This window comes from Chryseolinea sp. H1M3-3, assembly GCF_029360725.1.
GTDB lineage: Bacteria > Bacteroidota > Bacteroidia > Cytophagales > Cyclobacteriaceae > Chryseolinea.
Genome location: NZ_JARKMY010000018.1, coordinates 724,117 through 738,307, shown reverse-complemented (window position 1 = coordinate 738,307; position 14,191 = coordinate 724,117). Strand labels below are relative to the sequence as shown.

At 43.2% G+C, this 14,191-nt stretch carries 7 protein-coding genes; 6 read left to right on the top strand and 1 reads right to left on the bottom strand.

The window, feature by feature from the left end; genetic code table 11:
• Nucleotides 1-86: 86 nt before the first annotated feature.
• The 4 genes from P2W71_RS27115 to P2W71_RS27100 all read left to right on the top strand — a co-directional run bounded on the left by P2W71_RS27115 (nucleotide 87) and on the right by P2W71_RS27100 (nucleotide 4,847).
• Nucleotides 87-593, top strand: coding sequence for an SRPBCC domain-containing protein (locus tag P2W71_RS27115; RefSeq protein ID WP_276374591.1), 507 nt, complete (start codon nucleotides 87-89; stop codon nucleotides 591-593).
• Between the two features lie 259 nt (nucleotides 594-852).
• Nucleotides 853-2,817 (top strand): tetratricopeptide repeat protein, encoded by a 1,965-nt coding sequence (locus P2W71_RS27110; protein WP_276374590.1) that lies wholly within the window; start codon nucleotides 853-855, stop codon nucleotides 2,815-2,817.
• Between the two features lie 12 nt (nucleotides 2,818-2,829).
• Nucleotides 2,830-3,573 carry a LytTR family DNA-binding domain-containing protein gene (locus P2W71_RS27105; protein ID WP_276374589.1) on the top strand — a complete coding sequence of 248 codons (744 nt, stop codon included), beginning with the start codon at nucleotides 2,830-2,832 and terminating at the stop codon, nucleotides 3,571-3,573.
• Between the two features lie 113 nt (nucleotides 3,574-3,686).
• Nucleotides 3,687-4,847, top strand: coding sequence for a hypothetical protein (locus tag P2W71_RS27100; protein ID WP_276374587.1), 1,161 nt, complete (start codon nucleotides 3,687-3,689; stop codon nucleotides 4,845-4,847).
• 246 nt (nucleotides 4,848-5,093) lie between these two features.
• On the opposite strand, the gene P2W71_RS27095 is transcribed toward P2W71_RS27100, so the two are convergent.
• Nucleotides 5,094-8,480: a TM0106 family RecB-like putative nuclease gene (locus P2W71_RS27095; RefSeq protein WP_276374586.1), complete on the bottom strand. Its 3,387-nt coding sequence runs from the start codon at nucleotides 8,478-8,480 to the stop codon at nucleotides 5,094-5,096.
• Nucleotides 8,481-8,755: 275 nt separating this feature from the next.
• Between P2W71_RS27095 and P2W71_RS27090 the strand changes: the two genes are divergently transcribed.
• Together P2W71_RS27090 and P2W71_RS27085 are read left to right on the top strand one after the other, a co-directional pair.
• Complete coding sequence (locus P2W71_RS27090) at nucleotides 8,756-10,939, top strand: PQQ-binding-like beta-propeller repeat protein (RefSeq protein ID WP_276374585.1); 2,184 nt, start codon at nucleotides 8,756-8,758, stop codon at nucleotides 10,937-10,939.
• 432 nt (nucleotides 10,940-11,371) lie between these two features.
• Nucleotides 11,372-14,191, top strand: coding sequence for a hypothetical protein (locus P2W71_RS27085; RefSeq protein WP_276374584.1), 2,820 nt, complete (start codon nucleotides 11,372-11,374; stop codon nucleotides 14,189-14,191).

Genomic DNA, 14,191 nt, shown 5'->3' with positions numbered 1-14,191 from the left:
TAAAGACATTGCGTAACTGATCGGTTACTTATATATTTGTAACCGAACAGTTACAAAATTAGGTTTTACTATTAAAACAAGAAGAAATGAAAAACTCCAATTATCAAAAGTCGATCATTGTAGCCGCTCCACCCCGTGAAGTATTTGAGGCAGTCACTGAGCGTATACCGGACTGGTGGTCAAAGGATTTTGCAGGGTTATCTAAAAGCAACGGTGATGAATTCACAGTTCGCTTTGGTACTACTTTCAAAACCATGAGAATAATTGAAGTAGTTATGGATAGGAAGATTGAATGGCTATGCATAGATCAACACATCGAAGTTCCACCTGGAATGGTACCCCTCAAAAACAAGGCTGAATGGGTTGGCAACACCATCATCTGGGAAATTGAGCCTGGTGACGCTGTTACCATACTTAAACATACGCATATCGGATTAAACCCAACAGTAGAATGTTGGGCGGTTTGTGAACAAGGCTGGGACCAAACATTACAAAGCATTTCCCAATTGCTTACAACAGGCATCGGACGACCCTTTGTGCAGTTGGATGATGAACATCTTGGAAAGGCAAAAGAATATTTAGCAAAACTTTAGCGTATTGCCATAAAGGAAGGGATTCATGTATACGTCCTTACAATTTTAGTATGCAAAAAACTTCATCAACGGCGTAGTTGGCGCATGACGCCGGGCTAAATCTATCCCTATTAAAAGTTCTTTCTTTTAGCTCATTTTGCGCCTATATTTTCCAAGCGAAAAGTGATAAATTGAAAGTGTATTGTATTCGATAGAGGGGTGCGAGAATATTTTATTTGATAAATGGGTGACTTAATCATTGCGATTAAATAGTTACGTTATGCCTCGATTGATAGCTTTATTGTTGATGATGGGGTCCACGTTGTCTTTAAGTGCTCAATCGAATTTGGATAGTTTGTTGAATCTTTTGAAGGCAACGTCAGCGGAGTCTGAAAAAGTTAACATCTATAGCAAAATTTGCTGGGATTACTTAAAAAGAGACCTACCGGATTCAGCCGCCTACTACGCAGATAGTGTGCAGTTATTGGCAACAGAACTCAAGGATAGCACAGGTATCATAAGAGCGCATTACTATCATGGAATAATAGCCCGTTTAAAGACTGACTACCCTAAGGCCTTAAGTCACCTTAACAAATATCTTCTCTACTATGAGCATAAGGGAGATTCGTCACGGGTGGCCGGAGCGCTTTATCTAATTGGTGTCGTCCAATCACATTATGGAAATTATGAAAAAAGCCTGGCCGCATATTATAGGAGTCTCGCCGTTGAAGAAGCCGACAGTAATTACTACAGTGTTGGTTATACTTTAAATGTTATCGGGATTATATTGAAAGAGACAGCGGCATATCAAGACGCAATTCGGACCTTCAGCCAGGCTTTAATAATTTTTGATTCGCTTAACGCCCTGAGTGACAAAACAGATGTGCTTGTAAACCTCGGCAACACACATTCAATGCTTGAAAATTTTGGCGAAGCAAAAAAATATTATCTGCAGGCATTAGAGATTGATAGGGCTACCGGAAAGACATCGGGCATTGCTTTCTCCCTGGCAAATCTTGCCTATCTTTTTGATAAAATGAAACAATATGATAGTGCGTTAATTTATCATCAGGAGGCGTTGGCAATTCGTGAAAAACTTTCCCGCCCGGAAGATTTATCACGCAGCTTGATTGGTGTGGGCCGGGGTTATCTTCAATTGAAAAAATTTGAGGAGGCAAAACCCTATCTTTTAAGAGCCCTTGAATTAACTCGCCAAATCGGATCAAAGCCTATGCAACGCGATGTACATAGCAATTTGGCTACCCTGTATGAGCGTGTTGGTAATCCTCAGAAGGCATTGGCGCACTTTAAACAGTATGAGATTTTTAAAGATAGCATCTTGAACGAAGAGACAATCAAAAAAGTAAATGAACTCGAGATACGATACGACGTTTCGGAGAAGGAAAAACAAATTACACTGCTCGCCAAAGAGAAGGAAATACAACAAATGGCAGCACAACGTCAATCGATAATTACGAAGATTTTTATCGCTGGCTTTGTAATTCTGTTTATCCTGTCAACCCTTACTATTTACATTTTTCGACAGCGTTTGTTGCTAACGAAAAAAAATAATGAAATCAAAGAAGTAAACCTCAAGCAACAATTGACTGAATTGGAGATGAAGGCGCTTCGTTCACAGATCAATCCGCACTTTTTGTTCAATTGCCTTAACTCGATCAATCGCATGATTGTGAAGCGAGAAAATGAGAACGCTTCATTATACCTGAAGAAGTTTTCAAAATTGGTGAGGTTGATCTTGGAGAACGGTGAGGCTAATCGCGTATCGCTGCAGAATGAATTGGCTTTGATTGAAGCTTACATTCAACTGGAGGAATTACGTTTCAAAGGCAAGATTGGATACGAAATTTTTGTTGATGAAAAAATTGAAAAGGAAAACACATTTCTTCCACCAATGGTTCTGCAGCCTTTCGTGGAGAATGCAATCTGGCATGGATTGATGCACAAGAACGTCGATGAGCAGGGTCGGATAAAAATTGCGGTTAAAGAATACAATGAGGCCTTATTGTGTACCATCGAAGATAACGGAGTGGGTAGAGTAATGTCTGAAGCGTTTAAAGAAAATAATTCCGATAAAACGAAATCAATAGGTATCAAAATTACGGAGGAGAGACTAAGACTGATTGGCAAAGAACGTTTACAGGATTTGGTGAAAATTGTTGATCTGAATGACACTTTTAATGTCGCCACGGGTACACGTATTGAAATCTGCATTCCACTGTCATAAATTTTATAACACATGATTAACGCAATTCTTATCGATGATGAAAAAGACGGGCTTGAAGATTTGAAGGAAGCTATCGAAAAGTATTGCCCGGAAATTTCTGTAAGTTGTGCCTGCTCAAATCCTTTGGAGGGCTTGGAAGCAATCAAACAATCAAAACCTGATTTAGTGTTTCTGGACGTTCAGATGCCCGGTATGTCTGGATTCGAATTATTGGAGAAATTATCTTCTGTTTCCTTTGATGTGATATTTGTCTCCGCGTTCGACCGGTATGCCATCAAAGCGATAAAATTTAGTGCACTGGATTATCTTCTTAAACCGGTAGATGTGGACGAGCTTGTCAGAGCGATAACACGCGTGAAAGAACGGAAGAGTCAAAATAATTTTTCTGTTCAGTCAGCACTACACAACGCCCAACATAAATCAGGCAGTATTGATCGGGTAGCTGTTCCCAGCGCCGAAGGCATCGATTTTTTTGATGTAAGAGACATCGTCTTTTGTAAAGCAGACAGTTGCTATACGATGATCTATCTTACCAACCGGAAGACAAAACTTGTCACCCGGGTTTTGAAAGATTTTGAAGATCTTTTATCAGAATCAGGATTTTGCCGGGTGCACAATTCCTTCCTTATCAACCTCCGTCATGTGAAACGCTACGTTAGGGGAGAAGGTGGGTATGTAATTCTTACGGATGATCATCATGTGGATATTTCAAGACGACGAAAGGATGAATTCTTGTCCTTATTGAACCGCCTGTAGCCTCACCAAATAATCACTTACCCTTTTCCGCCATCTACTTAACGAATGCCGCCAGTCACTTAGCGAGAGTGTGACAGCCATGTAACTCGGGCTACTTTAGTGTAAAAAAATATATGAAAACCTCTATGTGTTGGCTGGGTGCTGCACGACTCTCTGTGCTGGCATTGTTGTTTCTGTTTTGCTGTTCTGATCCTGCTGAGGACGAAGTGACGCCCAAAGAAGAAGAGGAAACCGAAGAAGAATTTTCGCCGGAAGATGCCGATGCAGTGCTTGAGGCATTTTCATTTACGGAAGTCACCAAAGTGATAGGAAGTGTGCCGACCGTAGCAAATACTTCGTTGATTAAGACCAGTAGCAAGGATACGATCTACACGATACCGGGAATAAAGGACCTTATTCGCATTTCGCATCCTGAGTCCAGACCTGTAAAGGGAATATTCTTTGCTGCAAAAGGTTCTTCCTTTTACTATGATGTTCGCATTGATACTGAAGAAAAAAGCGATACAGTATCCGTGATAATCTTCGAGATTGATCCGGAGAAAATTGAAGAGGAGATTTCCTCAGGTGCAGTCGAAGTACCGATAGAGATAACCGCGTACGATGATAATGGGCAACCGATCGATATCATTGAACGAATTCTAACGGTGGAAAATCCTTCGGTTGATAGCTGCAATATTTTAGAGCATTCATGGCATTGGGAATGGTCCGTGATTCTAAATATGAAAGATTCGTTGGTAAATCTTAATGCCCGCGGCGAGACGTATCCGAATAACTTCACGTTTAAGGATTGCTGTTTAAATACGTACTGCCCTAAGTATGATGCCAACCAACAGCCATACTATGATGTCGAAATACCAATCTCGTTGTTCTACTCTATCGCGTACGAATGGTTTGAGTTTTATTCGGATGGTTTGTTTTATCGGGAGACACTGGAAAGGACTTCATATATCAGTAACCCTGGAGAAGATCCGGCTACATTCGACCCTTGTACTTGGCAACCAAAGATCGATACCAAGTCAGAGTTGGTTAGCTATTATGGAACACATGATTATGTGCCTGGTGATACAAACATTGCGTATAGAATCACCGATGACTCTTGTGGGGACAACTTTGGCTGTGGCTATGCATCAAGGGGTGGACAGTTGACGACATCCTGCCATTCAATGTTCATTATGCACGGCACCGAAGGCCAGAAATCTATTAGGATGTACACCAGGAGCACCGCCGGTCAATTTGAGAATGAACTCCTGGATAGGTTAACATTTTGGCTTTGATTTCAGAGTGTGGTCATTGTAGACGAATTCATGACGTTGCGTAGAAGGAAGTAGAGATGCTTGTGCACTGACAGCGTTTTATGGAAACGACAAGTGTGAGAATAAAGAAATTGCTCAATACATAATAACCCTGTGAATTAACCAGCCTATAAAAAGAGCACAATAAATAGCCCATTCAATTAAGTACGCATTTTCAGGCTTAATTTTCATGAAACTAATATACTAAATTGGAGATAAAATTTTCCATTAAATTTTAACCTCCGTCGCCATTTCTCTATACCGGCACAATGCATTCGCCCAGCGCATTTGATCGATTGTTCGACAATCTGGCGCTAACAATTGTGGTGACGCAATTAATATGCAAATGCTTTTCGCGCGACTGGTCGCTACATTCAAACGGTTTGGACTATATAAAAAAGCCATACCGCGTGGCGCATCTTCTGGCGTGGAGCATGTCATGGAGTAAATCACTACCGGTGCTTCTTGTCCCTGAAATTTGTCCACCGTACCAATTTCTATGTCCGGTAATTTTTCGCGAAGTGCGCTTACTTGTGCGTTGAATGGTGCAACAATCAGAATATCTTTTTTGTGAAGGGGTCTTGTCACACCCGTATTGTCCGTCCACTTTCCTGATCGAAGAAGATTTTCCACTACCGATGTAATCACCTTTATTTCTTCAGGTGATTTATTTTGATTACCGCTGTGACTTACCGAGATGTAAAAAAGTCCCGCGCCATCAAAAGTTGTATCTCCGCTGATGATTTGGTTCTCCAGGCCTGCAAGCGAAGTCAGTCTGTCTTCGTAAAAAATTTCAGACGTAAACCGGCAAATCGCAGGATGCAGCCTCCTCGTGACTCCCAAAAACAATCCTTTCCCTTCCGGCATCGTTGGATGGCCTTCGAGAATGTAGCTCAATGCAGCAACATCACTCCCTTCCGGATGCGACCCTTTCTGCGGTTGTTCAAGTTGCTGTGGATCGCCCAATAAGATGAGGTTTTGCGTCGCCCTTGATGCTGCTAAAACGTGCGACAGCGACATTTGACCGGCCTCATCTACAAATAAATAATCCAGCGATTCACGTGAACTATCTTCCGCCCATAGCCACGCCGTTCCACAAACAATTTTCCCCTCTTTTAAAGCCTGAAGTGCCTTATCTGATTTGTCGACTTCCACAATGCCCTCGGTCACCTCATCACTTTTTTCATTCACTTTGTGTACAAAGTTTATCTTCACACTTCGCTCTCCTGCCAACCTAAGGGTAGCCATAGCCAGATTTCGAATTACCTTGTGACTTACAGCGGTTACGCCGATCTTTTTACCTGCCTTTGCCAGCTCGAAAATCATACTTGCTCCTGTATAGGTCTTGCCTGTACCAGGAGGGCCCTGGATAGCCAGGTAACTTCTGTTAAGACTTAACGCAAGTCGGATTGCACCATGAACCAGGTCTTCGTTTTGCAGCAAATATGCACCATCGTGCCCATCCAGCATTTTTGGTTTCCTTCGCATCAACAGATCCTTTGCAGCATAATAAGGCCACGTTCGTCCCAATCCTTCTTCGTCAATTGCTGCTGCCAGATCCATCAGTGATGTTTCAAGCGATCCGGCTCGAATGACGTCTAATACATGTACGGACGCAGGATGCAAGCCAATGCTCTTTTCAGTTTTCTTAATATCAATGGTATAATTTTCAAGCGAGATGGCTTTCACGGTTCCGATCTTTTCACCCTTTACTTCAATCAGTTCATCATCCTCATCTATATTTACCTCCTGAGGAGGAAATGTATAGCGATGGGTTGGATTCTTTTCCCGTTTTCCCTTTGGTAGTTCTTCAACAAATCGAAGGCCGGCGATTGCTTTCCGTTCGTCGAGCAGCGCTTCATATTCGAGTTCATGGACCCGGAAAAATTCCCACCATGCGCTCTTGTCTTCCCGGCGGAAGTAATCCAACTGGTGCGCCAGCAACCACCTGGCTTCATGCTCCTCATCCCATGCTAACCGATCTTCCGGTAGTCTCTTCGTTAGTGCCTCGTACAACGCAGCGGATCGGGTATCCAGTTGCTGTGTATTTTCATTCGCCTCGCCGGTTTTTAATTCTGGTCGTTGAAACTGCTTTCCGGATTGTATAAGATCTTGTCGTATTTTTTCGAGCCAACGATGCAATGCTTCTGTGGCCAGACAATCATCTTCATTGTAATCTTCAACTGTCTTAATTGTTGCAGGTGACAATGTGTCGAAGGCATGAAGTTCAAGCGCAATCTCCACCAACTTTCGTGCGCTGCTCGCTTCGTGCAATACTACATTACGGGTATACCCGGTAAATTTTTCCAGTTCCTTCAGTGAGTATGTTTCGACGCTGGCTAGCAATGCCTCTTTGAAAACGGCGTGTATGTCAACAAAACGTTCCGCGCGAAGCAAAACATCCGTTTCCTTTTCAAACAATGCATGCACTCGCGCCAATCTTTTGATTGCTGTTGGCTCATATGGCGCAAAATGATAGACATACATGCGTGGATATCGCTTCCATCTTGCAGCAACAAACTGCATAAATTCACTAAACGCTTTTTTTTCTTCGCCGCGATTTGAGGCCCATATTTTTTTATAAACCAACGCCCCATTGTCATGATACGCATAGCCAAACAGATATTCTAATCCGGCTTCTTCATAAAATGCATCACCTTCAATGTCAAAATAAATGTCACCTGCATTTGGCTCGGGAAGGCGATGCAATCCGCGCCCTGCTTCTTCCGGCAAATGTTCAAATAACAACTGATTTTGCTGCCTTCCTTTTAGCTGAATTTTTGCCTGCGATTGCTTACGCAAAAATGTTTCCTTGTTTCCGCGCTCGGGTTTCTCAAGGCGCTCCACGTTTGCGAATTGTTCCAGTGTAGTGATCTGTTGCCTCTGCAATTCAACCATGTGAAGAGAACGAATCCCCGCAACCAGAGACAGGTGATCATCGCTATGCCGTTTTCTATCGCACACCTGCCACCATGCACAAATACTGCAATGTTCCACTGGATCCGGATACGTTGTAGCTCCAGGACCATTCATAATACGCTCAAAATTTTTCTTTACCTGCCTGTAGTATGCCTGAAACTCAGCGTATCTGTATTCTTCACTTGGAAAATTTTCTCCTGGTTTCACCACATGCATTTTTTCAGGAAAGTTTCCTTGAAGTTCAGACAACAGTTCGGTATATAGACACAGCTGTAGAATCGTAGCAGCTTTTGTGTTTTGCGCCAACTTCGTGTCTTGAACTTCGTAAGCCCAGTTTCCAAATTTACTTGCACCAGGTACTTTCAGTAGTATATCAGCATAGCCCATCCACTGCTCATGATCAAGTCTTGCCTGCACAATAACATCAGCACCTTTCTGCATCGCATCGGTCGTCGCCGTTAACGACTGCCCACGCAGCGTGACAACACTTAATCCTTTACGAATCAAATGCTGGACGTAAGCTGCCTCATGCTCCTGACCACGTTGGATGAGAATCTCAAGCGAAGGATCATACCATGCAGGCTTTTTGATTTTTTCCTGTGCGACCAGGCGATTAAGCTGGGTGAGATGATGACAACCGAGGTGGTTGGACAAATCTGTCGCCGATAATTGAAAAATTTCCGTAACGTATTTCATTAACCTCTCCTAATCTTAAATTGTCATTGCTTAAATGATGACGAAGTAAGCAAAAAAATCAGCAGCGTGTGTGTGTTTTCATCGCCACGCTCCATTCATAAAACTGTTGAAGCAACAGACAAAAGAAAACAAAATTTAACTTATCTTAATTCCTTGACAACTTTGCGCGTCATGAAAAACTTTATCGGATTGGTTTAGTACCATCTCTTTTGTTAAGGTACGCACCAATCATGCTGCGGGACAAGTAAAAGTCATATTGTTAAAATAGTTATGAAATGAATTTTCTTCTAGGGAAATACGGTTCAGTAGTTTTTTATATCGTTTTATTCGCAGCGGCAGGTTGCAGATCTGATCAAAAGACCAGAACCTGGAGCATGTATAAAGCGGACGCGGCAAGCACAAGCTATTCGCCGCTGGAGGAGATTAACAAAAGCAATGTAAAAAATTTACAGCCAGCGTGGACCTTCTATCCCAACGACGCCCGCAGTAAAGAAAGAATCTCCAATAGCGAATGCAATCCTATCATCATTGACGGTGTAATGTACGCCACATCGGCCCGGCATAGATTGTATGCCATCAACGCTTCGACGGGTGAAAAAATGTGGTCGTTTGATCCGTTTGATGGGGGAGAAGGAGGCGGCGTATACCGTAGCGTTGCTTATTGGGAAAATGGTGATGACAAACGCATACTCTACACCGCCGGTGATAATCTTTTTGCACAAAATGCGTTGACGGGAGAATTGATCAAGACATTCGGAACAGGCGGCAAGGTCAGCATGAACGTCGGATTGCGTGGTGATCCCACTAAAATTTCTGTAATACCAACTTCTCCGGGAGTTGTTTTTGAAAATTTATTGATACTCGGCGCAGAAGTTTCAGAACTGTATGGAGCTGAACCGGGGTATATTCGTGCCTATAACATATTGACGGGAAAACTGGAATGGACTTTTCATACCATACCTCATCCCGGGGAGCCGGGATATGAAACCTGGCCAGAAGATGCTTGGAAATATGTCGGTGGGGTAAACGACTGGGCGGGTATGAGTCTCGATGAAAAACGGGGTATGGTATTTTTAGCGCTCGGTTCACCCTCTTATGATTTTTATGGAGGCGACCGCATTGGCCAAAATCTTTATGGTAACTCCGTTGTAGCATTGGATGCAAGAACGGGCACTTACAAATGGCATTTTCAAACTGTCCATCACGATCTCTGGGATTATGATCTCCCGGCGCCTCCCAATCTCGTGACGGTCGAACAGGAGGGGAAAAAGATCGACGCAGTCGCACAGACAACGAAAACCGGATTTCTGTTTGTTCTGAATCGTGATACAGGCATACCGTTATTTCCAATTGAAGAACGAAAAGTGCCCCCTTCATATGTACCTGGGGAGCAAGCGTGGCCTACGCAGCCATTTCCTTTGAAGCCTGCACCGTATTCACGTCAACACATGACTGAAAATGATTTGACCAGCTATACGACTGTGGCGCATGATTCTCTCGTAAAAAAATTCCGGTCGCTGCGCTATGAAGGATTATTTACGCCACCCGATCTTCGTGGTACATTAATGATTCCCGGAACACGCGGCGGCTCCAATTGGGGCGGTGGTGCCTTCGATCCCGCATCAGGAACATTTTATGTGAAGTCAACCGACTCTCCCGAAATCGATCATTTGCAAAAAGTTAGTCCTGAAAAAAATATTTCGGCACAATCGCCTTTCAACCAGGGCAAAGCAATTTACATGAAGCATTGTGCCGGATGCCACGGGCGTGATCGTCGCGGAAATGAACCAGATTATCCTTCATTGCAAAACATTAAAGACAAACTGACAAAGGAGGCTACACTATCAAAAATTAAACAAGGCAGCGGCCGAATGCCGGCATTTGAAAATTTGATCAACGGAAATGAGGAATCTATCATTGCGTACCTTTTTGATATCACCTCGCAACGTCCATCACGAAAAGAAGCTGACCTGTTTGAGGTCCATACGAATAGGCTGGCCGTTAGTGACAATCCTGAGAAAGCAGCGGATACAACTTCAGTTTATTTGAATGTTACCGCCTTTAGTCATTTCAATGATGTTGAAGGTCGACCTGCGATTAAGCCGCCATGGGGTGCGTTGAATGCCATCGACTTGAATACCGGCGAATATCGGTGGAAAGTTGTTATAGGGAACCATCCGGAGCTGCAGGAAAAGGGTGCGCCTGAGACGGGCTCCGAAGGTTATGGTGGCCCTATCGTCACTGCCGGTGGACTTGTATTTATCGGTGGTACGCACGACAAGAAATTTCGTGCATACGATAAAGACAGCGGTGAGCTGTTGTGGGAAACTACCCTGCCTGCCGTCGCTAACGCTACACCAAGTACTTACTTTAGCGACGGCAAACAATATGTCGCAATCTCAGTGGCTGGCGACAAAGAAAATCCTGCAGGGTCCATCATGGCGTTTGCTTTGCCTTGAGCGTTTGGTGGCATCCGGTATGCCGTGTCTATTGTGATGATGCTTACGACCTTGGCACTGGCAGATGTGTACTGATGGTGCTTTTGCAACGTATAGGATACTTGCGATCGCTCATCATTCCTTGTTCGGGTGTCAATATTCGATATGCAGTTTTTAAGTATCGATCAAGAACATCGAACACAGACTAACCAAAATCCTGTTTGAATCGGTCTGTTGTTTCAGAAGACATCCCTAATCATCGGGAGTTCCTAAATAAATTAAATTCTCTACCTTAGCGACGGAGCCCATCCGTTGCAGCTTTTTTTAAAGTTAGCACGGGTGGGCTTTTTGTTGTCGTTACTAAGGGTGTAAGCATGTTACTGTATAGGTCGCGTAAACATCCTCCAGCTCAACTTTAGTAATAATAATTTAACCGCACATAAAAATTTGTATATGGAAGAAATTACCCGGTTCCAGCAATTAAGACAAGCTCAAAAACTTCCCGCGGAACAAAAGTTTAAAGTTGGTATCCCATTGTACCCCGACAACAGTTTGTCTGACTTGTCACATGAATTGAAAAAGATTGAATGCGGTAAAACAGCATATGCCGCCATCTTCCAACGCCTTGACAAGTCAAAGCATTTCATTTACGGCACACGTGAGGTGCACCCAATTCTTCTGGCTTTATATGAGTGGTTCGGATTTAAAGCGCGTCCCATCAAGTGGATAGATTTTGAAGCATTTGTTAAAGGCATCAAGGAAGACGAGGAACCTGATCTCCTTAAAGAGTGGCGGAGGATAGCAGACAGTTTGCTTTGGTCGATCTACAATAACGACCTGCCTTCGAATTATTCGTTGGATTATCAACGCCTCATCCGCACATGTCATGTCTATCAACATTGCATCACGTTCACTTCGGATGGGTGGGGCGTTAAAGGTGGCGAAAGGCTTTTAAATGAAATATTAGTTTTACCCATATTACTGCCAACGGGTGTACTACGATCCAGATGTTGTGAAAACAACCCTGACAAATCAAGGTCTGTGATTTCTAAGCCGCCTGTTTCCAACGATGCGGCCGGAGCCCGGCTCTGTGAGTGCAAATGCAATGAATCGTGCCAATCGCCCAACGGACATTGTATATGCATTCGTACTTATGTAGCCGATTTGTTTATCGTAAAGGAACAACTTGCCAGGTACGAAGCTGGTGACATCGCTAACATTGAAAATATTCTTGCAGGTGAAAAAAAGGTACGGAGACACAGAAATTTCTACCGGACAGAAGATACACTTGAATCAGAAAATGAAACGATTACGGTTGAGGAAAGAGACCACCAGGTGGGCGAGAAATTTTCATTGCAATCGGAAGTTAAAAACACCATTGACTCGAAAGTGAATGTTGATGCAGGCGTGACAGCGACAATCAAATATGGCGAGGCTGTTACCATTAATCCACATGCAAATGTTACAGGTGACTTTGCAAAGTCACAATCAGAAAATATAGCCCGCGCTTATTCAAAAGAAATTATTGATCGTTCTGTTTCTAAAATACAAGAAAAGGTCAGACGCCTTCAAATCAGCAAAATCATTAACGAACTGGAGGAAGTCAACAAACATAGCATAGACAACACCCAGGCCGGATCGACTCATCGGGCTGGAATGTACTACTGGGTCAACAAGGTAACACATGCCCAGGTTTTCAATCTAAGCAAACACATGATGTTTGACTTAATAGTTCCCGAGCCCGCTGCAACTTTTAAAAAACTGTTTCAACTGAAAAAGGACCAGGATAAGAAGAAAAATGAACCCGAAAAGCCGGCTATTACGCCGCTTGCAATTTCGAGAATTAACTATGGAGACTTTTTGAATCAATACGCCATCGCTACCACAGAAGAAATCCAGCCGCCGGAAGAAGTGATCTATATTCAATTTGCGTTTAGTCAAAACGTTAGTGAAACTGATGCGGGGAAAACTGCTGGATTCTCATCGCACGATTTTCGGTCTCCCGAAGTGCCAAATGGATATAAGGTTGTAGCGCTGGATTATAATATTTTGTGTTCAACCGGACATCCAAAGGGTACCGACCCTTACGACGAAGCAGCAATATCTGTACACGTCGGAAAAGATTTAATATTCCACCGTTTCATGAATGAACGCTCGCAGGGTGGAGGTCAACCTAATTTTAATTGGCCGGCTTCGGGCACAGTTGCTATGAACGGCGAGCAAGGCGCGGTAACACTTTCTCTGTCCGGCTTTACCACGTTAGGATTTTCATTGAGTGGAACTGCCAGTCTAAAATGTAAACTTACAGACGAGGCATTTGAAAAATGGCAGGCGAAAATATATAACCTGATTGCTGCCGATTACAATCGTAAACTGGAAGCATTCAAAGCAGCAAACAGTGAGGTGAGTCCGTTGGTCCAGATAAAGGGAAGGAATCCCTTTCTGAACCGTGAAATTGAAAGGAACGAATTAAAACGCCATGTAATTGCCATCCTGATGTGCAATTATTTTAATGGTATGGGTTCGATGATGGAACGGGTGTCCCCTTGCGGATATCCGGAGATCAATTTTGAAAAACTGGAAAAGGATGCGCCTGTCATTCAATTTTTCGAACAGGTATTTGAATGGAATTATCTCACCTATTTGTTTTATCACAGTATGTGGGCCCGGAAGTGTAAATGGCCCGAGCTGATAGACGAAGACTCAGGCGATCCGTTGTTTGATAAATTTTTAATGGCCGGTGCAGCAAGACTGCAGGTTCCTGTGCGTCGCGGTATGGAAGAAATCTTCAGCTGGTTTCTGAAGACCGGACAGATTTGGGGTTCAAGCGGAATGCCGCCCGTGTCCGGTGATGACGAATATGTTTCCATGATTCAGGAATTAAAGGAAGCGAAGCAATGTGATTACACAGACAGACCTGGTTTGATTGAAGTTACAAGTGGCAGTAACATTTTTAAACTAACCGATAGCACTTTTTATTGGGACTTGGTTAACAATGAGATACATTCCTTGAACCTCGAAAATGATATCAACCGTGAGATTTTGGTTGACTATGAAATCTATCGCATCGTACGCATCGAACAGGCTATAGCAACAAATACTTCTTCCTGGAATATAACAGTAGAAAGAAATTACGAAGGGACGAGTACTCAAAATTTAAAACACGCCGTAGGTGCGCTGTTTGTCGGTACGCCGTGGGAGATCGTTATCCCTACCAAATTGGTTTACCTTCGTAATGAGACTGATAAACTTCCCGAATATCCCTTGACGTAG

Bases quoted from the DNA above. Each gene is read 5' to 3' on its own strand.
- P2W71_RS27115 (WP_276374591.1), top strand. From the start codon at position 87: ATGAAAAACTCCAATTATCAAAAGTCGATCATTGTAGCCGCTCCACCC.
- P2W71_RS27110 (WP_276374590.1), top strand. From the start codon at position 853: ATGCCTCGATTGATAGCTTTATTGTTGATGATGGGGTCCACGTTGTCT.
- P2W71_RS27105 (WP_276374589.1), top strand. From the start codon at position 2,830: ATGATTAACGCAATTCTTATCGATGATGAAAAAGACGGGCTTGAAGAT.
- P2W71_RS27100 (WP_276374587.1), top strand. From the start codon at position 3,687: ATGAAAACCTCTATGTGTTGGCTGGGTGCTGCACGACTCTCTGTGCTG.
- P2W71_RS27095 (WP_276374586.1), bottom strand. From the start codon at position 8,480: ATGAAATACGTTACGGAAATTTTTCAATTATCGGCGACAGATTTGTCC.
- P2W71_RS27090 (WP_276374585.1), top strand. From the start codon at position 8,756: ATGAATTTTCTTCTAGGGAAATACGGTTCAGTAGTTTTTTATATCGTT.
- P2W71_RS27085 (WP_276374584.1), top strand. From the start codon at position 11,372: ATGGAAGAAATTACCCGGTTCCAGCAATTAAGACAAGCTCAAAAACTT.